We start from the raw sequence: 23,703 nt of genomic DNA on the forward strand, positions 1-23,703 counted from the left end.
TGCCAGATGCGACCTGTTCGCAGTCGTAGGCGACGCCAGTCATCCGGACAATGGTGCGAAGCGCTCTACAATGCCATTTCCAGCTCGGTTTCCCGGGCGAATCGATGAATTTCCCGCTGCCCCGCCGCCGTCAGTTGCAGGGCGCGGGAATCGTTGGGCAGCATCAACCAGCCGGACTGCATGAACAGCTGCAACAACGCCGCCCCCAGCGAACCGCCCATGTGCGGGCGTCGCTCGCTCCAGTCCGGGCACGCGCAAGCCACCTGAACATTGCGATGAGCCAGCGCCTGGATGAAGACCCCGCGACTGGCCAACTGTGTCGAGCCCTTGTGGGTGACTACCACCCGATGTTCAAGCTGTTCGATCCAGCCGGCATCGAGCAGGCGCTGGTACAGGTCGGCCGCCAGCGTACCGCCCAGATGATCGTCGCAAAAACGCGCACGCAGCAGGGAAGACGGCGCGGCCTGTGGTCTGGCAATGGGTGTGGCGCGCTTGAACACGTCGGGAACCTCCCGCGGCGCGCTGGCAAGCGTGGCGCTGGCCAGGGCCTCGATGGCCGCGCCGACTTCCGGAGCCGCCAGGCGAAAGAAGCGCTTGCGCCCGCGAGCCTCGACCTTCAACAGACCGCCCGTGGACAAGCGCCCCAGATGCGCGCTGGCCGACGAGGGCGACAGCCCCGCCAACAGAGCCAGTTCCTCGGTCTGCCGGGCCGAGCCATCCATCAACGCCCACATCATTGCGCTGCGTTTGGGATCGGCCAGCAACGTGGCGATCTGGCTGATGCAAGGTGCATGTTCCATGTATTCACTCCCTGTTGAATCGTATCGTCTACTGCTCAGAGACATCTTGACCAGTAATCAGTCGTCGGCCAAGCCGCGCAAAACGCCTTGATCCGAGGCAAGGCAACACACTGCCACCCGGCATTCGCAGTAATTGATGCAACCCTCACCGCTGCCCGGTCAGTGCCGGTCCGAGCGAGCCTGTTCCCGCGTGCCGGTGCAGGCTTCAGGCGGTCGCTAGTATAAGCGGGTTGCTCGCGGCGTCCTGCGCCGGAGCGGGTACGGCTGGTGATTGTTCCTGACAGAAATTTCGCTATTTACCTGCGACTAATGATCAACCTGCGGAAAAACGGGAAATCGGCTACTCAGTTCGGCGCAACGGCTGGCGAGCATCTCCCTCAGAAGGTTCACCGGCTTACTCAATTGTGCGCGATGGGCGCACAGCAGATTCAGCGGAGCCCGCTCGCAGAGCAGGCCGGGCAACAGCACTTTCAATCGCCCGGCGAGCACATCGTCGGCCACATCCAGCCAGGATTTGTAGGCGATGCCCGCCCCCGCGACGGCCCATAACCGCACCACGTCGGCGTCATCGCTGAAGCGGTCGCCACTGACGGTCAGGCTGACTTCGCGTTTGCCGTCATGAAAACTCCAGTGGTCATGCACCCGACTGCCCAGCATGTACAGCAGGCAATTGTGCTGCGCGAGCTGTTCCAGTTGAGTCGGCTCGCCGTGTTTCGCCAGATAGCCGGGAGAGGCACACAGCACCCGCCGGTTCTGCGCAGCGATGGGCAATGCGACCAGACTGGAATCCTCCGGTTCGCCATAACGCAGGGCGATGTCCACCGGTTGGCGAAACAGATCGGCGATGCGGTCGCCCAACAGCAGACGCACCGTCAATTTCGGGTGTTCACGCTGAAACGCATCAAGCCACGGCAACAGCAGGTTGCGGCCGAAATCCGACGGTGCCGACAGTTGCAGAATCCCGCTGACCTGGTCCTGACCGCTGGCCAGCAGACGACGGCCTTCATCCAGGTTGCTCAGCGCCGCCCGGGCGTATTCGAGGAAGCCTTCGCCCTCGGAGGTCAGGCGCAAACTGCGGGTGGAACGCGCCAGCAACCGTGCCCCGAGTTGTTGTTCGATACGCTTGAGCGCCGCGCTGGCCACGGCGGCGGACATGTCCATCACCCGGGCCGCCGCCGACAGGCTGCCCAGATCCGCCGCCCGGACAAACAACTGCAAGTCATCGAAACGCAGCATTTCAGCCTCGATTATCAAAAAAATATTGAAAGAGACTGCTCTTTTAGCCGGTTTTATCTCGCGTAGAAATAGCCAATCATGCCTCCCATCGAATTCATCCCGTTCCGGAGTCGAACATGTCCCAGCCCTTCACCGCCATCGCCACCCTGATCGCCAAACCTGGCCAGCAGGACGCCCTCGAACAACATCTGCGCGCATTGATCGAACCGACCCGCGCGGAAGCCGGTTGCGGCCAATACGACCTGCACCAGGACCTGGCCAACCCGCTGGCCTTCTACATGATCGAGCAGTGGGCCAGTGACGAAGCCCTGCAGGCCCACGACGACAGTGCGCATATCCAGCATTTCCGGGCGCAGGCCGCAGGCTTCCTCGAACACTTCGAGCTCAAGCGCCTGCGCGCCATCGCCTGAATCCTTCCTTCAAGCATCTTTCGGAGTCATCCATGAAAGCCATCGCCTATTACGCATCGCTGCCGATCAGCGACGAAAAATCCCTGCAAGACATCGAACTGCCGGAGCCGGTGGCCGGCCCGCGCGACCTGCTGGTGGAAGTCAAAGCGATTTCGGTCAACCCGGTCGACACCAAGGTTCGCCAGAACGTCGCGCCAGAAGGCGGCGCCGCCAAAGTGCTGGGCTGGGATGTGGCCGGCGTGGTCAAGTCGGTCGGCAGTGAAGTGACACTGTTCAAGGCTGGCGACAAGGTGTTCTACGCCGGCTCCATCGCCCGGGCCGGTGGCAACAGCGAACTGCACGTGGTGGATGAGCGGATCGTCGGCCATATGCCGAAAACCCTCGGTTTCGCAGAGGCCGCCGCCCTGCCGCTGACCGCCATTACGGCGTGGGAACTGTTGTTCGAACGCCTGCAGATCCGCGAAGGCAACACTGACGAAGGCCAGAGCCTGTTGATCGTCGGCGCGGCCGGTGGCGTGGGCTCGATCCTCACCCAACTGGCCAGCCAGCTGACCGGGCTCAAAGTGATCGGCACCGCCTCCCGTCCGCAAACCCGCGACTGGGTAAACGAGCTGGGCGCTGACCTGGTGATCGATCACAGCCAGCCGTTGAGCGAAGAACTGAAACGCGCCGGCCACCCCCATGTGACCCACGTCGCCAGCCTGACCCAGACCGACCAGCATCTGGACCAACTGGTCGAGGCCCTGGCGCCGCAAGGCAAACTGGCGCTGATCGATGATCCGAAGGCGCTGGACGTGACCAAGCTCAAGCGCAAGAGCCTGTCGCTGCACTGGGAGTTCATGTACACCCGCTCGCTGTTCGAAACGCCGGACATGATCGAGCAGCACAAACTGCTCAACCGAGTGGCCGAGCTGATCGATGCCGGGACGTTGAAGACCACGGTGGGCGAGCACTTCGGCACGATCAACGCGAGCAATCTGCGCCGAGCCCATGAATTGCTGGAAAGCGGCAAGGCCAAGGGAAAAATTGTTTTAGAAAGTTTCTAAAACTTCGGAGGCCGCAGCCTTCGTCAGCGCCAGACGTGGCTGACTCGGGGGCTGCGGTCGCTTTTTGCCGTCAGTCAGATGCTTGACCCTTGTCACAATTGCGATCGTATTCGGGTCTACAATCGAAACCTCTGCGATGCAATCTTTTACGTCCGGGAGGTCAGCAATGAAGATCCTGATAAAAGAAGTGGCAAAGTCCCAGTGGCAAGTTCGTCTCGACCAGCACGCCGTGACATTCCGCAGTGAGGCCGAAGCTCGGGCCTTCACCCGCACCCTCGAAGCGCGTCTGTACGCGCCCCATCAGATTCCCGACCTCGGCCAGCAACGCGCTGTCGGCTGAGTTCTTCCGTTCAGACTTCGGCCTGCGCCTTTGCCAGCGCCCGGGCATTCTGTATGCGCCGGGTAAGCATTGCCGCGCTGACCACCAACAGACCGCACAGGCTGATGACCATGGCCATCGGCACGGCTGTGCCATCGTGCAAAACCCCCACCAGCGCCGAAGCCCCGGCGGCGACGCTGAACTGCATGCTGCCGAGCAATGCTGACGCACTGCCGGCGCGAGCGCCCTGCCCGTTCATCGCACTCGCCGCCGCATTGGGGCTGATGCAACCAAGACTCGCCACGCAAATGAACAATGGAATCAGCAGCGGCCACAGTGCCTCGGTGTGCAGGGCACTGACCGCGAGCAGCGTCAGCCCGGCAGCGAAGTAAACCCAGACCGCCCGTGACAGCAGAAACGCCGGGCCACGCTTGGCCAACAGTCGCGCATTGACCTGCGCCACCAGAATGAAGCCCGCCGCGTTGGTGCCGAACAGCCAGCCGAAATGCTCGGCCGGGACGCCATACAGTTTGATGAAAATGAAAGGCGAGCCGGCAATGTAGGCAAACATCCCGGCAATCGCGATGCCGCCGGTCAGGGCATGGCCCATGTAGACCGGGTCGGTCAGCAGTCGACCGTACTGACGCAGAGCACCGGACAGTGGCTGGCGCGGAACATGGGCCGGCAGACTTTCCGGCAGGCCGAGGGCCACCGCCAGGCCGGCCATGGCACTGAACCCGGTCAGCACCAGGAAGATCGACTGCCAACCCGTCGTATTGACCAGCAGACCGCCGAGCATCGGCGCCAGGATTGGCGCCAGCCCCATCACCAGCATCAATTGCGAAAAGACTTTCGCCGAACCCACAGCGTCGCATTTGTCAGCGACCACCGCCCGGGAAATCACCATCCCGGCGCATCCGCCCAGTGCCTGAACGAACCGCGCACCAATCAGCCATTCCAGATTCGGTGCATAAGCGCAGGCCAATGACGCCAGGGTGAACAGCACCAGGCCGGTGAGCAATGGAATCCGCCGCCCGAAACGATCCGCCACCGGACCGTAGGCCAGTTGACCGATGGACAGGCCAAAGAAGTAAGCCGACAGCGTCAGCTGGACGTGTTTCTCATCGGTGCCGAACGCCAGCGCCATGGTGGGAAACGCGGGGAGATAGAAGTCGATCGCCAACGGACCGAAAGCGGTCAAGGCACCGAGAATCAGAATGGTACGGAAGTTCATCAGGCGTCCAGGTTCGACAGGCAATTGGGCGGGCACTTCAGGAGAGAGTGCAGCCCGACAGTCTAGCCGCGCGAGGACGCCTTGAACATTCCGGTAGCTCGCTAACTATTAAAAAGATCAGGCGAGTTTGATGACATAGCCTTCTTCGCTGATCGCCTCGATCACCTGCTCGGCGCTCAACGCACTTTCGACGCCGACTTCCTTCGCTGCCAGATCGACCCGCACGCTGGCCGCCGGATCCTTGCTCTGGACCGCTTGGGTGACGGCCTTGACGCAGTGACCGCAGGACATGCCTTCAACAGTGAACACTTGCATGGAATGACTCCTTTGAGTGAGGTTGCCGGCAGTTTCGAGCTTGCCACGATGGCAAGGTCAAGTTCTGCAAAAAACTGCCGGGCTGGCAATCGGCGCCGCGCTCGGCCAAGCTGCGTGCATCAATGACATAAATTCAGGAGATTCAGCCATGCGCTGGTCAGCTTTCAGCCTGTTTGGCTTACTCAGCCTCTTTGCCGCGATCCCTTCGGTGCATGCCGCCGGGGAAGATTTCGGGGTGCTGATCATTTCCCGCGAGCGCCTGGAAGTCGCGACCTCCTGCGAGATCGGCGTGTACATCCAGGATCAACTGTCGGCGCGACTGTTCCAGGAACAGAGCACCTCGTTCAACCTGCCGCCGGGCAATGTCTCGCTGCGCCTGAAACTGCTGCCGGGGCAAATGCCGGGCTGCAACCCGGGCATGCTCGCGCCGGGCTCGCAGGAGATCAAACTGCATGCAGGTGACATCCTGAAGTTCCGGATTGCGATGAATGCGGAAGGCATGTACCTCAAGCCAACCGGCCTCGGTTATTGACTCATCCGGATCGGGCGGCGGAATCTGGCGCTTGACCTTGCCAGCATGGCAAGGTTGATCCTGTAGGCATCCACTACAGGGAGTACGACCGATGTCCGATTCCATCACGTTCGATCTGCCCATCAGCGGCATGACCTGCGCCAGTTGCGCCGGCCGCGTCGAACGCGCCTTGAGCAAAGTCAGCGGCGCCAGTGCCGTCAGCGTCAACCTCGCCACCGAACAGGCCCGCGTGCAGGCACCCGGCGACAGCCTGCCAGCGCTGATGGAGGCGGTTGAACGTGCCGGTTACAGCGTGCCGCAGCAAACCGTGGAATTGAACATCGACGGCATGACTTGCGCCTCCTGCGTCGGCCGTGTCGAACGCGCCCTGAACAAGGTTCCGGGGGTGAAAAGCGTCAGCGTCAACCTCGCCAATGAACGCGCCCACCTCGAACTGCTTGGCGCTGTCGATCCGCAGCTCCTGATCACCGCCGTGAGCAAGGCCGGTTATTCGGCCAGCCTCTTCGAACTTGAACACCAGACCGACAATCGCCAGCAACGCCTGAACCATGAGCGCTGGGCGCTGATCTGCGCGATCGCCCTCGCCTTGCCGCTGGTATTGCCGATGCTGCTGCAACCGTTCGGCATTCACTGGATGCTCCCGGCCTGGGCGCAATTCGCTCTCGCTACCCCAGTGCAATTCATCTTCGGTGCACGTTTTTATGTGGCCGCATGGAAAGCCGTGCGCGCCGGTGCCGGCAACATGGACTTGCTGGTGGCCCTGGGCACCAGCGCCGGTTACGGCCTGAGTCTCTATGAATGGGCGACCGCTGACGGGCGCATGCCGCATCTGTATTTCGAGGCCTCGGCGGTGGTCATCGCTCTGGTGCTGCTTGGCAAATACCTCGAAAGCCGCGCCAAACGCCAGACCGCCAGTGCCATCCGCGCACTGGAAGCCTTGCGCCCGGAGCGAGCGATTCAAGTCATTGATGGTCGCGAACAAGACGTCGCCATCAGCGCCCTGCGCCTCGGTGACCTTGTACTGGTCAAACCCGGCGAACGTTTCCCGGTGGACGGCGAAGTGCTGGAAGGCCAGAGCCATGCCGATGAAGCGCTGATCAGCGGCGAAAGCCTGCCAGTGCCCAAGCAACCGGGCGACAAGGTCACCGGCGGTGCAATCAACGGTGAAGGCCGCTTGCTGGTGAGCACCACGGCACTCGGTGCGGAAAGCGTACTGGCGCGAATCATCCGTCTGGTGGAGGACGCTCAGGCGGCTAAGGCACCGATCCAGAAACTGGTGGATAAAGTCAGTCAGGTGTTCGTGCCGACGGTTCTGCTGCTGGCTCTCGCCACGCTGATCGGCTGGTGGTTGTATGGCGCGCCGCTGGAAACCGCGCTGATCAACGCCGTCGCGGTGCTGGTGATCGCCTGCCCCTGCGCCCTCGGTCTGGCGACACCGACCGCGATCATGGCCGGCGCCGGCGTGGCAGCACGCCACGGGATTCTGATCAAGGACGCCGAAGCGCTGGAGCGCGCCCATGAAGTCAGCAGCGTGGTGTTCGACAAGACCGGCACCTTGACCTCCGGCACCCCGCGCATCGCGCATTTCAGTGCGATCGACGGTGATGAGAACGCCCTGCTGACAGCGGCCGGCGCGCTGCAACGCGGCAGTGAACACCCCTTGGCCAAAGCAGTGCTGGATGCCTGTGCCGAACGCCATCTGACGGTGCCCGACGTCAGCGACAGTCAGTCCCTGACTGGTCGCGGCATTGCCGGCCATCTCGACGGTCGGCGCCTCGCCCTGGGCAATCGCCGACTGCTGGAAGAAACCGGCCTGGACGCCGGCACGTTGGCGGAATCCGCCAAGGCGTGGGAAACCGAAGGCCGGACGCTGTCCTGGCTGATCGAACAAAGCCCCGTTCCCCGTGTCCTCGGCCTGTTCGCCTTCGGCGACACCCTCAAGCCCGGCGCGCTGCACGCGGTGCAACAACTGGCTGCGCGACATATCCACAGCCACCTGCTGACCGGCGACAACCGAGGCAGTGCCCGTGTGGTGGCCGAAGCGCTGGGCATCGAAAACGTCCACGCCGAAGTGCTGCCGGCGGACAAAGCCGCCACCGTCGCCGAGCTGAAAAAGACCGGCGTCGTGGCCATGGTCGGCGACGGCATCAACGACGCCCCGGCACTGGCCGCCGCCGATATCGGCATCGCAATGGGCGGCGGCACCGACGTGGCCATGCACGCCGCCGGCATCACCCTGATGCGCGGCGACCCTCGGCTGGTGCCGGCAGCGCTGGAGATCAGCCGCAAGACCTACGCGAAGATCCGGCAGAACCTGTTCTGGGCCTTCGTCTACAACCTGATCGGCATTCCGCTGGCGGCGTTCGGCTTCCTCAATCCGGTGCTGGCCGGCGCGGCGATGGCATTGTCGAGCGTCAGCGTGGTGAGCAATGCGCTACTGTTGAAAACCTGGAAACCCGAGGATCTGGAGGACAACCGATGAACATCGGCCAAGCGGCCCGCCACAGTGGCCTGAGCGCGAAGATGATCCGTTATTACGAGTCGATCGGCCTGCTCAAGGCCGCCCATCGCACTGACAGCGGCTATCGCGTCTATGGCGACGATGACCTGCACACGCTGGCGTTCATCAAGCGCTCGCGGGACCTGGGCTTTTCGCTGGAGGAAGTCGGCAAACTGCTGACCCTCTGGCAGGACCGCCAGCGCGCCAGCGCCGATGTGAAGGCCCTGGCCCGCCAGCACATCGACGAGCTGAATCAGAAGATTCGCGAACTCGGCGAACTGCGCGACACCCTGCAGGATCTGGTCGAACACTGCCAGGGCGACCATCGCCCGGACTGCCCGATCCTCAAGGAACTGGCGTCGGGCTGCTGCGCGCAACTCGCTCGCGCCTGAGCAGCAGGACTTTCATCGACAGCACCGTGGCGAGGGGAATGCCGTGGAACAGCAGCACCACGGCACCCGGCGCCCACCACGAATAGAACGGTGCGGCGATCAGCATGCCGACGCCGAACCCGGTCATCTGCAACAGCGTCAGGAAACTGAAGATCGGCAGGCGCAGGGGCTCCGGTTCCCGTTGCAGACGTGACATCAGGCCGACTTCCGAGAACCCGTCACCCAATCCGGCCGGCAGCGAAAACAGCAACAGCCCGACGACGCTGTGCTGCTGGAACATCAGGATGAAACCGCAGGACATCAGCAACACCCCGCCAAAGTACCTGCGCTCCAGATGGATGTTTTCCGAGCCCTTCAAGCGACTGGCGATTCGCGCGCCCAGCAATTTCCCACTGGCCCATACCGCGAGCATCAGGCCCAGCGTGGTGCTCGCCGAGTCCGGTGTCAGCAGTTTGGAAATGATCGGAAATCCGACGTTGTGCGCAGCGCTACCCAAAGTGTCGGCCATCGTGACAGCCAGCATCGCCGCCACCACCGGGGCGCTGCGCAGGCCTTGCAACAACGCCGACCATTCACCCTGTTTAGCGCTGGATTCGGCAACGGGTTCCGGTGCGCTGAACCGCAATGGCGCAATCAACACCGCCGCCAGCAGATAGGTCAGCGCATTCAACGCGAACACCGTTTCAAAACCAAACCCTGCGACCAGCAGCCCGGACACCAGACTGCCGCCGACCATCGCCATGGAAGAGGCGGACGTGATCCAGGCATTGGTCTTGAGTAACTGCGCAGGCTCGATCAGGCGCGGCAACTGGCTGTTGAGGCCGATGGCGAACATCGAATTGCCAAAGCCCAGGCCGAACGCAATCAGCGGCAGCAACAACGCCTGTTGGCTGACCGGCACGATCAGCAACAACCCGAGCACAGCGGCGCGCAGCAGATCGAAGGCAATCAACGGCAAGCGACCGCTGCATCGACGATAAAACGCGGTGCCGATCAGGCTGGCGAAAATCCCGCCGCCCACGCGACTGGCCAGGAAAATCCCGACGCTCATGGCGCTGTTGCTCAGCAGGTAGACATAAGTGGCCAGCGCAACCATGTTGAGGAAAGCGCCGAAATCGGAAATCAGCCGCGCCGTGATGATCAGCCGGGCATTGCGGGAGGTGGTGGTCACAATCAATCCTTGAATGTGTAAAACCCGGCCGAAGCCGGGTTTTCTTTTTCAGATGCTTACTGCATCCACGGTGGCGGAGGCGGTTCGTCGGACTTGCCCTTGGGCTCGTCGTCCGCCGCACGGATGGCTTGCTTGCGCTCCTCATCCAGACGCGCCGCTTCGATCTCGCGCAGGACCCCGCCGACATCGGCCAGATCCTCGGGATCGTCGAACTCGCCGGTCAGCACGCTGGCCGGGTGCAACGTACCCGCTTCGTACAACGCCCACATTTCCTTGGCGTACTTGGTCTTCTTCAACTCCGGGGCGAACCGGCCGAAGTACGACGCCATGTTGCCGACGTCACGCTCCAGCATGCTGAACGCGTGGTTGTTGCCCGCCGCGTCCACCGCTTGCGGCAGGTCGATGATGACCGGGCCGGTCGGCGTCAGCAGCACGTTGAACTCCGAGAGGTCACCGTGCACCAGGCCGGTACACAACATCAGCACGATCTGCGAAATCAGGAACGCGTGGTATTCGCGGGCCTGATCCGGTTCCAGCACCACGTCGTTCAAACGCGGCGCGGCGTCGCCGTATTCATCGGCCACCAGTTCCATCAGCAGCACGCCTTCGAGGAAATCGTACGGCTTGGGCACCCGCACCCCGGCGTTGGCCAGGCGGAACAACGCCGCGACTTCGGCGTTCTGCCAGGCGTCTTCGGCTTCCTTGCGCCCGAACTTGGAACCCTTGGCCATCGCCCGGGCCTGTCGGCTGTTACGAACCTTGCGGCCTTCCTGATACTCGGCCGCCTGGCGGAAACTGCGTTTGTTCGCCTCCTTGTAGACCTTTGCGCAACGTAACTGATTGCCGCAGCGCACCACATAAACAGCTGCTTCTTTGCCACTCATGAGTGGACGCAGCACTTCGTCGACCAGACCGTCCTCGATCAGGGGTTCAATGCGTTTTGGAGTCTTCATCAGCTTTTATTGTGGGTCCTTTATTACCAAACACGCGAATGTCATTCGTTATACGGCAATCCTCGCATCACGGGGAGGGGTTGCCGACCTGTGAACCTGTGGATGCACACACTGTGCCGGATCAAACGGGCCAATCCGCCGCTCTTGTATCGACCGCTGCGAATCATAGCCGAGCCTGCCGAACTTGTTGGCGCAAGGACTTGAGGGCATTTGCGACAGAATCTGACATCCAGCATCACTCCACCCGTAAGAATTTTCTCTTACAGCCTCAATTTCCCTCTCCGGCAGCCGAAGCCCTCAGAGACAGAGGAATTTGTCCGACAATCGTTCCAAAAAAGCTTCGATGTCGCACTCAGGGAATGGAGTGGAAAACACCGTTTTCGGCTGCCAATAAACCGCGAGTCATCTGCACTGCGTGGGCCTACAAGAAAATCTGGAGCGCGGATGAACATCAAACAGAAGTTGACGTGGGCGTTTGCAATCATCGCCTGCTTGCCCGTGGTGCTGGTCGCCACGCTGGTGGTACTCAACCTGCGCAGCGATGCCCGGGAAGGTTTTGTCGACGGCAGCGGACGCGAGATCCGTCAGGTCAGCAACGCCATGCAGCTTTTTTTTGACGGTATCAGCCAGAACGTCGATTACCTGGCGACGCAACCGCTGATCAAGAACACCGATGACAGCCTCAAGACCTACATGAGCGCCAACGCCGAAAGCGTCCCGCAGGGCGAGATGGACAAAAAGGTCTTCTCCTTCCTGCAGGATCTGGGTAACAGCCACCCGGCCTACGCCTACGCGATCGTCGGCACCGCTGCCGGTGGTTACGTGTCCTGGCCCGACGACCCCAAGCTGAGCAACTACGATCCGCGTCAGCGCCCCTGGTACAAGGCCGCTCAGGCCAAACCCGGCAAACCGTTGCGCACCGCCGCCTATTACTGGGCGCAGGACGATGCGACCTACGTCAGCACCGTGCGCACCATCGACAACAAACTCGGTAGCAACGGCGGCGTGGTCAGTATCGACGTCACGCTCAAGCAGCTCACCGAGATCGTCAAACAGATCAAACTTGGCGAAACCGGTTACCTGATGCTGCTGGAAAACAGCGGCATGGTGCTGGTCGATCCGAAGCAGCCCGAGCACAACTTCAAGCCCCTCGACAGCCTCGGCGACGGTTACGCGCAACTGGCCAAGGCCGGCAAAGGGCTGGTGGAAGTCGAACTCAACGGCGAGCGCTACATGGCCAACGTCTGGCCGTCGGAGCAACTGGGCTGGACCTTCATCGGCCTGATCAAACAGAACGACGTGATGAGCTCGGCCACTCAGTTGACCTGGCTGATCGCGATTATCGCGGCTGTGTTGGCGGTGCTGTTCGCCGTGGTCGGCGCCAGTTTCGCCAGCCTGATCGTACGCCCGATCCGTAGCGTGGCCAGCGGTCTGGAAGGCATCGCCCAGGGCGAAGGCGATCTGACCAAGAACCTCGATATCCGTGGCAACGACGAAACCGCGCAACTGGCCAACTGGTTCAACCAGTTCCTGACCGCGATCCGCAGCCTGATCCAGCACATCGGTGGCGCGGCCGGGAAAATCCTTGCCACCTCGCAGAGTTCGACCCGGGTTTCCGGCGACATGGCCGAAGCCGCCGGACGCCAGCGTGAAGCCGTGGACATGGTCTCGACCGCATTCCACGAAATGGTCGCCACCGCCAACGAAGTCGCCCGCTCGTGCAGCCAGGCAGCAGAGTCGGCCGACAGCGGCCAGCGCCAGGCTCGCGAAGGTCAGCAGCAGATCGACGCAGCAGTGCACAGCGTCGATCAACTGAGCCAGGAACTGGAGCAATCGGCGCAGTCGATGCAGCAACTGGAACGCGACAGTAACGACATTCAGTCGATCCTCGGCACCATCCGCTCCATCGCCGAACAGACCAACCTGCTGGCGCTCAACGCCGCCATCGAGGCTGCGCGGGCCGGTGAGCAAGGCCGTGGTTTTGCGGTGGTGGCCGATGAGGTTCGCGCACTGGCCAAACGTACGGCGGATTCGACGGCGGAAATCGACGGTCTGCTGGGCAACCTTGCCAAGCGCACCAGCGCCGTGACCCAACAAATGCGCGCCAGCCTCGATGTGTCGCAGCAATCGGTGACGCGAATCGGCGAGGCGCGGGCGAGTTTTGGTCAGATCCGTGAATCGGTGGATGTGATTCGGGACATGAATACCCAGATCGCCACGGCCGCCGAAGAGCAGCATCAGGTGGCCGAGGATATCAATCGGCACATCAGCCAGATTCACGGTGATGCGCAGTTGGTGGCGGAGCTGGCCAATTCGGCGCGGCTGGATTCGCAGAGTCTGGCGGGGTTGTCGAATGAGCTGGATGGGTTGGTGCGAAGGTTCCGGACTTGAGATTGGGGGCAACCTAAAAAGCCCCCTCACCCTAACCCTCTCCCGGAGGGAGAGGGGACTGATTGGGGGATGCTTTAAAGATGCATCGACTTGATCCTGCTTTACCGAATCCATAATCGACACGGTTTTTCAGGTCGATGTATAACGCCAGACAACACGGTCGGCTCCCTCTCCCTCCGGGAGAGGGCTGGGGTGAGGGCTGCTTTTAGCGCTCGATAATGGCGGTGACACCCTGCCCCCCCGCCGCACAAATCGAAATCAACCCACGCCCCCGCCCCGCCGCATCCAGCAGCTTCGCCAGATTGGCCACGATCCGCCCGCCCGTCGCCGCAAACGGATGCCCCGCCGCCAATGAGCTGCCCTTGACGTTCAAGCGGCTGCGATCAATCGACCCCAACGGCGCATCAAGCCCCAGCCGGGATTTGCAGTACTCCGGATCCTCCCAGGCCTTCAGTGTGCATAACACTTGCGCGGCAAATGCCTCGTGAATTTCGTAGTAGTCGAAGTCCTGCAAGGTCAAACCATTGCGCGCCAGCAAGCGCGGCACCGCATACACCGGGGCCATCAGTAGTCCTTCAGCGCCGTTGACGAAGTCCACCGCCGCCGCTTCGCCATCGCGCAGATACGCGAGGATCGGCAAGCCACGTTCCTTGGCCCATTCTTCGCTGCCCAGCAACACCACCGACGCGCCATCGGTCAGTGGCGTGGAGTTGCCGGCGGTCAGCGTGCCTTTGGCGCTTTTCTCGAAGGCCGGTTTCAGGGTCGCGAGCTTTTCCAGGGTCAGGTCCGGGCGCAGGTTGTTGTCGCGGGTCAGGCCGAGGAATGGCGTCATCAGGTCGTTGTGCCAGCCTTCGCTGTAGGACGCAGCAAGTTTGTGGTGGCTTTCGAGTGCCAGTTGATCCTGCTCTTCACGAGGAATCTTCCAGGTCTGTGCCATCAGTTCACAGTGCTGGCCCATCGACAGGCCGGTGCGCGGTTCGCCGTTGCGCGGGAATTCGGGGATCAGGTGTTTCGGACGCAATTGCAGGAAGGTCTTGAGCTTGTCGCCAGTGGTCTTGGCGCGATTGACTTGCAGGAGAATCTTGCGCAGGCCTTCACTGACGCTGATCGGCGCGTCCGAGGTGGTGTCGACGCCGCCGGCAATGCCGCAATCGATCTGGCCGAGGGCAATCTTGTTCGCCACCAGCAACGCCGCTTCCAGGCCGGTGCCGCAGGCCTGCTGGATGTCATAGGCAGGCGTTGTCGGCGACAGGCGCGAGCCGAGCACGCATTCGCGGGTCAGGTTCATATCCCGTGACAATTTCAGCACCGCTCCCGCGACCACTTCGCCCATGCGCTGGCCGTGCAGGTTGTAGCGTTCGATCAGGCCTTCAAGGGCGGCGGTGAGCATCACCTGATTGCTCGCGGTGGCATACGGCCCGTTGGAACGGGCGAATGGAATGCGGTTGCCACCGATGATCGCGACGCGGCGCAGCTGACTCATGAAAAACTCCTTGTGAAATATCCAGTCTGAAAATCGGGCACTGAAAATCCCGCCGGGCCCCAAAAACACCGGGGGCAAACTACTCTGCTGTTCTAGCGTAGGCCTTATTGCGTGGATCGAACGATTGATTGCCCTTCGCAGTCCACACTTTGAACCCCATCTTCTGGAGAGCGTTCCATGTCTGACCGCTATATCGACTTCGCCAACTCGTCCATCGGCCACCGTCTGGTCGGGGCCCTGGGCCTGCCGTCGCCGGTGCGGCTGGAACGCTGGCAGGCCGGGCGCCTGCGGCCGGTGGAGGGTGCGCTGCTGATCGGCGGCGGGCCGCTGGCCGAACGGGTCAGCGCCTTTGCCAACCGGCTGACCGATGCCATTTATCGCTACGGCGATCAGCCAGCGGCCGCCACCCAATGGATTCCCGGCCATGGCCCGAAACTCAAGGCGGTGGTGTTCGACGCCAGTGAATTGCAGCACACCGACCAGCTCAAGCAACTGCGCGAGTTCTTCCAGCCATTGATGAAGAACCTCGACAGCAGCGCGCATCTGGTGATCCTCGGCCGCGCCCCGGAAACCCTGCGCGAACCGTTCGCCGCCAGTGCTCAGCGGGCACTTGAAGGTTTCTCCCGCTCGCTGGCCAAGGAGCTGCGCAGCGGCGGCACCCTGCAATTGATCTACGTGGGCGAAGGCGCCGAGGATCAGCTCGAAGGGCCGCTGCGGTTTTTCCTCTCGCCGAAAAGTGCATTTGTCTCCGGGCAGGTGATTCGTCTGAATCCTTGTGCCACACCGGTGACTGACTGGACGCGCCCGCTGGCCGGGCGCAAGGCGCTGGTCACCGGCGCGGCGCGGGGTATCGGCGCCTCCATCGCCGAGACGTTGGCCCGTGATGGCGCCGAGGTGATCCTGCTCGACGTGCCGCCAGCAAAAACCGATCTCGAAGCTCTGGCCGCTCGCCTCGGCGGGCGCGCCATCACCCTCGACATCTGCGCCGAAGACGCCGCCGCGCAGCTGATCGAACAGTTGCCGGACGGCCTCGACATTCTGGTGCACAACGCCGGCATCACCCGCGACAAGACCCTGGCCAACATGACGCCCGAGTTCTGGGACGCGGTGCTGGCGGTCAATCTCAATGCCCCGCAAGTGCTGACCAAGGCGCTGCTCGACAGCGGCACCCTGCGCGATAACGCGCGGGTGATTCTGCTCGCCTCGATCAGCGGCATCGCCGGCAACCGCGGGCAAACCAATTACGCGGCGAGCAAGGCCGGGCTGATCGGACTGGCCCAGGCCTGGGCACCGACGCTGCTGGAGCGTGGCATCAGCATCAACGCCGTGGCGCCGGGTTTCATCGAAACCCAGATGACCGCGCACATTCCCTTTGGCCTGCGCGAAGCCGGACGACGCATGAGTTCGCTGGGTCAGGGCGGACTGCCACAAGACGTCGCCGAAGCCGTGGCCTGGCTGGCACAACCGGGCACCGGTGCCTTCACCGGACAGGCATTGCGGGTCTGTGGACAAAGTGTTCTGGGGGCTTAGGCATGAGCATCGAATGGCACACGCTGCACCGCGAACCGAGTCTGCCGGGTTTGTATGTCCGGGCCGCGACCCGGCGCAAAATCACCGGCACCCGTTTGCCCGACAGCGGTCTGCGCTGCGGGGTCGACATCGACGGCAAACGTCTGGCGGCTTATCGCAAGGTCTGCGGTTTTGCCGATGACGGTCTGCTGCCACCAACTTATCCACATGTCCTGGCGTTTGCGTTGCAGATGCAGTTGCTCACGGCCAAAGACTTTCCCTTCCCGCTGTTGGGGCTGATTCACCTGAGCAATCGCATCCGCATCCTGCGACCGATGGGTGGAGTCAGCCACGTGCAGGTCAGCGTTCGGGTGCATAACCTGCAACCGCATCCCAAAGGCGCAACGTTCGATCTGCTGACCAACCTCGACGATCAGCTCGGCCCATTATGGGAAGCCGAAAGCCAGATGCTCTGTCGAGGCGTGAAGCTTGAGGGCGAGGCGCTCGAGCAGGCGTGGGAGCCCACGCTGCCACTGATGCAGGTGGCGCAATGGAAAGCCCCGGCGGACATCGGCCGGCAGTACGCCAAGGTCTCCGGCGACTACAACCCGATCCACCTGAGCGCCGCCAGTGCCAGGCTGTTCGGTTTCCCCACCGCCATTGCCCATGGTCTGTGGAACAAGGCCCGCTCCCTGGCCGCGCTGGCGGATCACCTGCCCAGGGCCAACCTGGAAATCGCCGTGCATTTTCGTAAACCGGTGCGCCTGCCGAGCGAGGTATCGCTGTTCGCCAGCGCGGCGGGTTCCAGCGGGGAGTTGCGTCTGATCGGTGCCGGGGACCTGGAGCACATGGTCGGCCACTGGCAACCGATTGCCTGAATCAATAGGCCGCGCCAATCGTTACCGCGCCCCTCGCGGAGTTCGATCACAACAGCGAAACATGATCAATTGTGTGTATATAACTTAAGTTTCTGCCGCCGTTATCCACCCCCCGGCCAAACATCAAGCCTTGATTCTCAAGGCTTTTTTTTGCGCGTTTATATCCTCGGCATTAGTCGTTAAGCAGCAAATCACACGCTTATATAAAGGCGTTAATACCAACTTGAGAATGGTGTGGATCCAACCTTGCGACTGATATGAGCACAACGGACGAAGGCATTGCCGGCAACAGAACCGGCTAGCCGTCGAAGACAACGAACGTTGAGACAGGTGCAAGGAATACCCATCATGAAAACTCAAGTTTGGTGCAAATCAGCAACAGCGCTGGCATTGATCCTCTCCCTCGGTCTGGCCGGTTGCAGCAGTGGCGGTGGCGGTCACCACAGCAGTTCCGGCAGTTCTTCGCCGGACAGTTCCACCGCAGGCACTGGCGGGACATCCGGCAGCGGCGGAACAACAGGAACCGACGGCACCACAGTAACCGGCGGGACAGGTGGTTCGGATCCGAGCAATCCGACAAACCCGACCAATCCAACCGACCCTACCAACCCCACTAACCCAAGCACGCCTCAGCCTCTGATCACCTCAACCCTGGTGCAGGATGTCGGCGGCACCGTTGCCGGTGTCGGCAATGGCGTCGGTCAGGTCGGCGACTCGCTCAGTGGCGTGCCGGTGGTGGGTGGTGTGGTGCAAAGCGCGGCCAGAACCGCCGGCAATGTGGTATCCACACTGGGCGACGGCATCGGCAACGGGATTGGCAAACTGGCAACCACCGATAACGGCCTGGGCGTCACCGCGTCGGCCGTCGGCGGTGTAGTGCAGGATGTCGGCAACGGCGTGTCCGACCTGAGCGGCAAACTGGCGACCGCCACCGGCAGCGTGCCTGTGGTCGGCGGCGTGGTCACCAAAGTGGCGCCGCTGCTCAACGGGGTTGGCGAAAAAGTCACCATGCTCGGTGACACCCTCAGCACCGCCACCACCACCGGCCCGCTCGGCTCGGTGACCAAAGAGGTCGGCAGCAAACTGGTGCCGGTGATCGCCATGGTCGAAAGCACCACGGACAAACTCGGCGGCACCACCGGCCTGGGTGATCCACTGAACGGTGTGCTGCAGAAAGTCGGCAGCGCTGTCGACGGCGTGGGCGACAACGTCACGGGCGCCGGCAATGGCAATGCCCTGACCAACACCGTCGGCGGCGCCCTGAGCAATGTCGGTTCGGCGGTCGGCAAGACCGGCGGGCTGGCGGATAACGGCACCGGTTCCGGAACAGGTGTCGGCGGTGGCCTTGGCAACAATGGTCTGCTGCAAACCGTTGGTGGCGCGGTCGTGAATGTCGGCGCCGGGCTCGGTGCCGGCAACGGCTCACTCGGCTCACCGGGCAATGTCCTGGCCTCGGCCGGCAATACCGTGGCCTCGCTCAATACAGCACTCGGTGGCTCGGGTTCACCGATCACCACGCCCACCACACCCCTGGCAACACTGGGCAACAACATAGGCACCGGCCTTGCACCGGTCACCGCCGCCGTCACCAACCTGACTCAGAACGTCGGCAGCGCTACCGGTCTCGGCGCCCCGATTGCCGGCCTCACCGGTCAGGCAGGTGGTGCAGTCAGTAACCTTGGCGGCGCCATCGCCGGCACCAACAGCAACCCGGTCGTGACCGCTGTCGGCAATACCGTCGCCACCATGGGCAACACCGTCACCGCCGTCGGCGGGCTGGTCAACGGCGGCACCGCCGCTGGCACCGGTGGCGGTCTGGGCGGAGTTCTCGGTGGCCTGACTGGCACCTTGGGCGGCAACAAACGCTGAATTGCACCTGGCCGATTCGACGGCCTAACCTACAGCGCCTACGCTTGGTTGAGGGCGGAAGATTCCCACGAGTCTTCCGCTTTTTTCTTAGGAAAAAACCCGCCAAGTGCTGCGGTTTGAACATGGAGTGTCCTATGCGCGTTATGGCATCCCTGCTGTTCCTCAGTCTCAGTTCCGCTGCCCTCGCCGACACCCTTCCCAGCTTTCTCAACAGCAACGAAACCATCCGCAACCTGCCGGTGCCGAATCTGCCCGCCGACGCCTACCGTCCGAGCGCCGCGCCGCTGCAAGTTCCGGAACCCGGTGCCGCGGCTGCCGAGCCGTTGATGATGGGCACGAAGATCAACCTGAAAACCGTGCAGATCGAAGGCGGCACGATTTACCCGCTCAACGAACTGGCAGAAATCTACAAACCCCTGATCGGCCACGAAACCAGCCTCGCCGATCTGATTGAAGCGACACGCAACATCACCCGTCGCTACCAGAATGACGGCTACCTGCTGTCCTACGCCTTCCTGCCGCAGCAGACCTTCGACGACGGCGCCGCGCGAGTGGTGCTGGTGGAAGGTTATGTGCGGGATGTTCAGGTCCAGGGCGATATCGGCCGGGTCAAGGGACTGATCGACAGACTGACGGCGAAGATCCAGGCGGAACGCCCGCTGACCCGCAAGACCTTCGAGCGCTACACCACGCTGATGACCCGCATCCCCGGCGTCACGATCCAGGCCCAGGTGCCACCGCCCGGCACCACCGACGGCGCAACGACCCTGATCGCCCAGGCCAGCCGAAAACCGTTCACCAGCACCCTGAGTACCACCGAAGACAACCGCAACGGCACCCAGGCCTTGCTCGGCGTCAGCAGCAACTCACAGACCTCGATGGGCGAACAGCTGAGCCTCAGCGGCCTGTTTCCACCGGGCGATGACCACGAGCATTACTATCGTCTGGACTACAGCCAGTTCCTCGATGACGAAGGCACGCAACTGAGTCTGTCCGCCTCGCGTTACCGCGCCGACCCCGGCACCAACGTGCTGCTGAACAACGGTCTGGAACTCAAGCCGCACCGCGAAAACGACCGTTACTCCATCGGTTTCAGCATGCCGCTGATTGCCGCCTCCAATGAATTGCTGACGGCCGGCTCGCGCCTGTACGCGGTCAACGACAAGACCCGCTACAACGTCATCGGCTATCCACTCAGCGCCGAAGAACGCACCGACATCCGCGCCCTCGCCTTCGAAAGCGACTGGCGCAAGGCCGACGCCCGGCAACTGCGGATTCTCAGCGGCGGGGTTTATCAAGGCTTCGACAGCATGGGCGCACACACCAACAACAGCGCCATCGACCTGCATTTCTTCCGTCTGCGACTGTCGGGGGTGCAGAGCGACAAGTTCTTCGACAACTGGCAAGGCGTGATTTCCGCCGCGTTGTACTGGAGCGACGACACCCTGCCCGACAGCGAGCGCGCGGTGTTCGGCGGGCAGAATTTCGGTCGTGGCTACCCCGACGACCAGGCGTCCGGCGACAAGGGCTGGGGGGTGGCTTACGAGATCAACTACAGCTTCAACCGCGACGGCAACTGGGTGCGGATCCTGCAACCCTACGTGGTGCTCGATCGCTCGCGCAGCTGGTTCAACCAGTTGCCGATACAGGCCAACAGCCTGTCCTCGGCCGCGGTGGGCCTGAGGTTCGGCGATGCCAAGTACTACAACATCGCGCTGGAAGCAGCCAAACCGATGTCGGATGAAGCACTGGATACGTTCAACCGCCGGCCGCGTTACAGCATCAGTTTCAGCTATCAGTTGTAAGTCGCTGTCGCAGGCCACTCCGGTGGCCTGCGAAGCACGACTACTGCTTCTCGATCTTCCCGCCCGCATCCGGGTCATAGAAGTCGGGGATTTCATATTTGTACTTCTTCAGCCAGCGCTGCATCGCCAGTTCGCGCTCGGTGGCCGTGGCCGCTTGCGGGTCAGGGGACGCGGCCTTGTTGCGGCTTTGCAGCAACAGCCAGCCTTCGGTTTCCTGCTGCTGGGCCGATGCCGGGCCGGCGTCGATGGCGAAGGCAGCGAGCGGCAGGCTCAGCAGGCTCAGGCAGCACAAGGTCTTGAAGGTATTCATGGCGCCTCCTGGAGGTTCACTTGATCGTCGCCGGTTGCGGGTCAGCCACCACCGCAACCTGATTGCTCGCGGCGGGTTTGGCCGGCACCGGAGCCTTGAGTTTTTCCGCGCGCTCCTGGGCATCGGTGAACTGTTCCGGGGTCAGGTGCGCGCGGCTGACGACTTCGGCGGCTTGTTGCCAGTTGTTCTGGTAGATCAACAGGGTGACCAGATTCAGCGTCGCCAGTTGATTGTTCTGCTTCAACTCGATGGCCGTCAGAAACTCGAACCGGGCGTCCTGGAGTCGCAGCTGATTGAGGTACACCACGCCCAGATCGTTGCGGATATTTTCGTTGGTGGGCGCCAGTCGCACCGCCCGTTGCAAGTGGGCCTGCGCCTGACCGTTGTCGCCACGGGCGGCATACAGCTGGCCCAGGCCATGTTCGGCGTCGGCGCTCAGGCAAGTACCGAGCAGGCCGCGATACAACGGCTCGGCTTCACTGCGTCCCAGCAGGCGGTAGACCCTGGCCTTGCGCAGCCGCACCTCGACGAGGTTGTCGGGCAGGCTTTGCAGGTTGGCCAGGCTGGCGTGCAACTTGCCGTCGTTGGCCAGGTCATCGACCAGGTTCAGCGACAGCTCCTGCTCGGAACTCAGCTTGCTGCAACTGGCCGGCGCCAGCATCGTCGTCCACGGCGCCTGACCGTCCGTTGCGCAACCGCCGAGCAACAGCAAACTTGCCACGACCATCAGTGCTTTCATCAAATGCTCTCCATCGCCAGTGTCAGGACGCAAACGCCCGGGTGATTGCGGTAAATCCGGGGCCCGCCAGTACGATCAGCAAGGCCGGAAACAGGAACAACATCATGACCACCGACATCTTCGCCGACATCTTCGAGATGTATTCCTGCAAGCGCGTCAGGCGGCGGTCATCCAGCAGTTGCTTGAGCGCCAGCAGCGATTTCATTGCCCCGCCGCCCTGCTGAATCAGCTGTTGCAGGATCACGCTGGTGTCGGTGAACTCATCCACTGCCAGCATCGCCGCAGCCTTGTTCAGTTCCTGGCCGAGTTCCAGACCCGAGTCGACACGCGCCAGAATCAGGCGCAGTTCGCTGGTCAGTTCCGGCAGCAGCTTTTGCCCCTCGATGCTGAGCACGCGCAAGGCCTGCTCGACGGCCATGCCGGACTCGAACAGGATCCGCAGCAGAGGAATGAACGTCGACACTTCCACCGAAATGATTTTCTGCCGACGGCCAGCGGCATACGCCAGCAGGCGTTTGGGCAGCAGATAGCCGGCGCCGGTAGCGATCATCGGCACCAGCCAGCCGTTGGGGGCCTGGGGGAAAAACACTTCCTGCAAGAACAGCCCCAGGCCCAGCGTCAGTAACGGCGTGCCGATCTGGCAGGCGGCAAACAGCGAGCGTTCACTGGCCCGACGCCAGCCGAGGCGGCTGAGCAGGGTCTGGGTTTCACTGTCGATGCTGACCGAGCGCTGGCCGAAGCGGCTGTTGCCCAGCGCCCGCAACCAGTTGCCGAAACGGTTCCCGCGCACCAGATGCCCCTGCAGACGCTGGTTGACCTGACGCACCCGGCGGCGCTCGGTCAACAGGTGGTTGCCGACCAGCAACAGGGCGCCGAGCAACAGCATGAGACTGGCCAGCATCACCATGTCAGACACTCCTCAACATGCGCCACAGCGCCAGGCAACCGAGCACCTGCAGCACCACCGCGATAATCAGCATCGTCTGGCCCCCGGAGTCGTTCCACATGCCGAGCATGTAGCCGGGATTGGTCAGCATGAAATAGCTCACCAGGATCAAGGGCAGCGATCCGAGCACCCACGCAGTCATGCGGGTTTCGCCTGTCATGGCACGCAACTGACGTGCCCCCTGGTCGCGCTCGCGAATCAGTTTGATCAGGTTCTCCAGCAATTCGCTGGCGTTGCCGCCGTAGCGATGATTGACCTTCAGGCCCAGGGCAAACATGCGCAGTTCATCCTGCTCGTAGAGCTCGGCGAAATCGCTCACCGCGTCCGGCAGGTTGACCCCCAGCTGCACGTTGCGCTGCACCCGGCCCATCGCCGACTTCAACGGATCGTCACTGGTTTCGATGCCGCCCATCACCGCGTCGCTCAGGGTCCGGCCGGACTTGAGGCTGCGCACGGTATGGTCCAGCAACTGCGGCAGTTGTTCGATCATGCGGTTGAGCCGGCGTCGGTACAGCCAGGCGATGTACAACCGCAGAATCAGGGGCGGCGCCAGCATCAGGATCAACAGGCCGATCCATTCGGCCATCAGGTAACCCAGCATCATGGCCAGGACCCACAACGCCAGCCATAACCCGAAGTGCTCGCTCGGCCGGCCGAGACCCGCCCGCAGAAACATCCGCTCCAGTCCGCTCCACGAGGTTTTTTCTGCCGCTGTTTGCGGTTGCCCGGCGGCCAGACGTGTCAGCACCCGTTCGTTGGCAGTCTTGCGCACGCCATGCAGGAACAGGCGAATCGACAGCCCCAGCATCAGCAGGCAAATGACGATCAGGATCACCGGTCCGATCATGACGAAGGCTCCATGCGC

The 23,703-nt window shown here is 62.5% G+C and carries 22 protein-coding genes and 1 pseudogene; 12 read left to right on the top strand and 11 right to left on the bottom strand.

The genetic code is table 11. The features are described 5' to 3' along the window. Positions 1-65 precede the first annotated feature (65 nt). A complete protein-coding gene (locus AC1RR7_RS11460) occupies positions 66-800 on the bottom strand; it encodes an ArsR/SmtB family transcription factor (protein ID WP_096819695.1) in 735 nt (244 codons plus the stop codon). A 306-nt stretch (positions 801-1,106) separates the two neighbouring features. Continuing rightward, entirely contained in the window at positions 1,107-2,036 is a 930-nt protein-coding gene (gene vimR / locus AC1RR7_RS11465) for a transcription regulator VimR (RefSeq protein WP_273535436.1), read from the bottom strand. A gap of 116 nt (positions 2,037-2,152) precedes the next feature. Between vimR and AC1RR7_RS11470 the strand changes: the two genes are divergently transcribed. The 3 genes from AC1RR7_RS11470 (at position 2,153) to AC1RR7_RS11480 (ending at position 3,832) form a co-directional block, all read left to right on the top strand. Continuing rightward, a complete protein-coding gene (locus AC1RR7_RS11470; protein ID WP_096819697.1) occupies positions 2,153-2,446 on the top strand; it encodes a putative quinol monooxygenase in 294 nt (97 codons plus the stop codon). 32 nt (positions 2,447-2,478) lie between these two features. Then, positions 2,479-3,492: a zinc-binding alcohol dehydrogenase family protein gene (locus AC1RR7_RS11475; RefSeq protein ID WP_493157459.1), complete on the top strand. Its 1,014-nt coding sequence runs from the start codon at positions 2,479-2,481 to the stop codon at positions 3,490-3,492. A 166-nt stretch (positions 3,493-3,658) separates the two neighbouring features. After that, positions 3,659-3,832, top strand: a complete 174-nt coding sequence (locus AC1RR7_RS11480) for a hypothetical protein (RefSeq protein ID WP_173861408.1) — start codon at positions 3,659-3,661, stop codon at positions 3,830-3,832. Positions 3,833-3,842: 10 nt separating this feature from the next. Here AC1RR7_RS11480 and AC1RR7_RS11485 read toward each other — a convergent pair whose 3' ends face one another. Beyond that, positions 3,843-5,045 carry a multidrug effflux MFS transporter gene (locus AC1RR7_RS11485; protein WP_493157461.1) on the bottom strand — a complete coding sequence of 401 codons (1,203 nt, stop codon included), beginning with the start codon at positions 5,043-5,045 and terminating at the stop codon, positions 3,843-3,845. Between the two features lie 117 nt (positions 5,046-5,162). Continuing rightward, on the bottom strand, positions 5,163-5,360 hold the full coding sequence (locus tag AC1RR7_RS11490) for a heavy-metal-associated domain-containing protein (RefSeq protein WP_096819700.1): 198 nt from the start codon (positions 5,358-5,360) through the stop codon (positions 5,163-5,165). Positions 5,361-5,508: 148 nt separating this feature from the next. On the opposite strand from AC1RR7_RS11490, the gene AC1RR7_RS11495 reads away from it, so the two are divergent. The 3 genes from AC1RR7_RS11495 to cueR all read left to right on the top strand — a co-directional run bounded on the left by AC1RR7_RS11495 (position 5,509) and on the right by cueR (position 8,784). Beyond that, a complete protein-coding gene (locus tag AC1RR7_RS11495; protein ID WP_096819701.1) occupies positions 5,509-5,892 on the top strand; it encodes a hypothetical protein in 384 nt (127 codons plus the stop codon). Between the two features lie 91 nt (positions 5,893-5,983). After that, positions 5,984-8,374 (top strand): heavy metal translocating P-type ATPase, encoded by a 2,391-nt coding sequence (locus AC1RR7_RS11500; RefSeq protein ID WP_493157463.1) that lies wholly within the window; start codon positions 5,984-5,986, stop codon positions 8,372-8,374. After that, entirely contained in the window at positions 8,371-8,784 is a 414-nt protein-coding gene (cueR, locus tag AC1RR7_RS11505) for a Cu(I)-responsive transcriptional regulator (RefSeq protein ID WP_493157465.1), read from the top strand. Before AC1RR7_RS11500 ends, cueR begins: the two co-directional genes overlap by 4 nt. Here cueR and AC1RR7_RS11510 read toward each other — a convergent pair. Then, positions 8,738-9,955, bottom strand: a complete 1,218-nt coding sequence (locus AC1RR7_RS11510) for an MFS transporter (RefSeq protein ID WP_493157468.1) — start codon at positions 9,953-9,955, stop codon at positions 8,738-8,740. The genes cueR and AC1RR7_RS11510 overlap by 47 nt on opposite strands. A gap of 56 nt (positions 9,956-10,011) precedes the next feature. Next, positions 10,012-10,908 carry a PA4780 family RIO1-like protein kinase gene (locus tag AC1RR7_RS11515; RefSeq protein WP_011332300.1) on the bottom strand — a complete coding sequence of 299 codons (897 nt, stop codon included), beginning with the start codon at positions 10,906-10,908 and terminating at the stop codon, positions 10,012-10,014. A gap of 600 nt (positions 10,909-11,508) precedes the next feature. Here AC1RR7_RS11515 and AC1RR7_RS11520 point away from each other — a divergent pair. Together AC1RR7_RS11520 and AC1RR7_RS11525 are read left to right on the top strand one after the other, a co-directional pair. Then, positions 11,509-12,441: pseudogene (locus tag AC1RR7_RS11520) on the top strand (cache domain-containing protein); the annotation flags it as partial. A 129-nt stretch (positions 12,442-12,570) separates the two neighbouring features. Continuing rightward, positions 12,571-13,299 carry a methyl-accepting chemotaxis protein gene (locus tag AC1RR7_RS11525; RefSeq protein WP_371858331.1) on the top strand — a complete coding sequence of 243 codons (729 nt, stop codon included), beginning with the start codon at positions 12,571-12,573 and terminating at the stop codon, positions 13,297-13,299. Between the two features lie 205 nt (positions 13,300-13,504). Here the strand turns inward: AC1RR7_RS11525 and AC1RR7_RS11530 are convergent, their stop codons facing one another. Then, positions 13,505-14,782 (bottom strand): acetyl-CoA C-acetyltransferase, encoded by a 1,278-nt coding sequence (locus tag AC1RR7_RS11530; protein WP_493157470.1) that lies wholly within the window; start codon positions 14,780-14,782, stop codon positions 13,505-13,507. Positions 14,783-14,959: 177 nt separating this feature from the next. Between AC1RR7_RS11530 and AC1RR7_RS11535 the strand changes: the two genes are divergently transcribed. The 4 genes from AC1RR7_RS11535 to AC1RR7_RS11550 all read left to right on the top strand — a co-directional run bounded on the left by AC1RR7_RS11535 (position 14,960) and on the right by AC1RR7_RS11550 (position 20,843). Further along, positions 14,960-16,312 (top strand): 3-oxoacyl-ACP reductase, encoded by a 1,353-nt coding sequence (locus AC1RR7_RS11535; protein WP_096819707.1) that lies wholly within the window; start codon positions 14,960-14,962, stop codon positions 16,310-16,312. Positions 16,313-16,314: 2 nt separating this feature from the next. Then, positions 16,315-17,169, top strand: coding sequence for a MaoC family dehydratase (locus AC1RR7_RS11540; RefSeq protein WP_493157472.1), 855 nt, complete (start codon positions 16,315-16,317; stop codon positions 17,167-17,169). Between the two features lie 348 nt (positions 17,170-17,517). Next, positions 17,518-19,038, top strand: a complete 1,521-nt coding sequence (locus AC1RR7_RS11545) for a collagen-like triple helix repeat-containing protein (protein ID WP_493157474.1) — start codon at positions 17,518-17,520, stop codon at positions 19,036-19,038. A 134-nt stretch (positions 19,039-19,172) separates the two neighbouring features. Then, on the top strand, positions 19,173-20,843 hold the full coding sequence (locus tag AC1RR7_RS11550) for a POTRA domain-containing protein (RefSeq protein ID WP_273535414.1): 1,671 nt from the start codon (positions 19,173-19,175) through the stop codon (positions 20,841-20,843). Between the two features lie 40 nt (positions 20,844-20,883). Here AC1RR7_RS11550 and AC1RR7_RS11555 read toward each other — a convergent pair whose 3' ends face one another. The 4 genes from AC1RR7_RS11555 to AC1RR7_RS11570 are packed head-to-tail and all read right to left on the bottom strand — an operon-like array spanning position 20,884 to position 23,685. Beyond that, the gene (locus AC1RR7_RS11555; protein WP_192559683.1) at positions 20,884-21,153 is read right to left on the bottom strand and encodes a DUF3613 domain-containing protein; all 270 of its coding nucleotides are present in this window, start codon (positions 21,151-21,153) and stop codon (positions 20,884-20,886) included. Positions 21,154-21,169: 16 nt separating this feature from the next. Beyond that, positions 21,170-21,892, bottom strand: a complete 723-nt coding sequence (locus tag AC1RR7_RS11560; RefSeq protein WP_096819721.1) for a tetratricopeptide repeat protein — start codon at positions 21,890-21,892, stop codon at positions 21,170-21,172. Positions 21,893-21,914: 22 nt separating this feature from the next. Continuing rightward, positions 21,915-22,799, bottom strand: a complete 885-nt coding sequence (locus AC1RR7_RS11565) for a type II secretion system F family protein (protein WP_102620067.1) — start codon at positions 22,797-22,799, stop codon at positions 21,915-21,917. Position 22,800: 1 nt separating this feature from the next. Then, on the bottom strand, positions 22,801-23,685 hold the full coding sequence (locus AC1RR7_RS11570) for a type II secretion system F family protein (protein WP_102620068.1): 885 nt from the start codon (positions 23,683-23,685) through the stop codon (positions 22,801-22,803). Between the last annotated feature and the right edge of the window lie 18 nt (positions 23,686-23,703).

The sequence above is a fragment of the Pseudomonas sp. GW821-FHT11G12 genome, assembly GCF_058808055.1.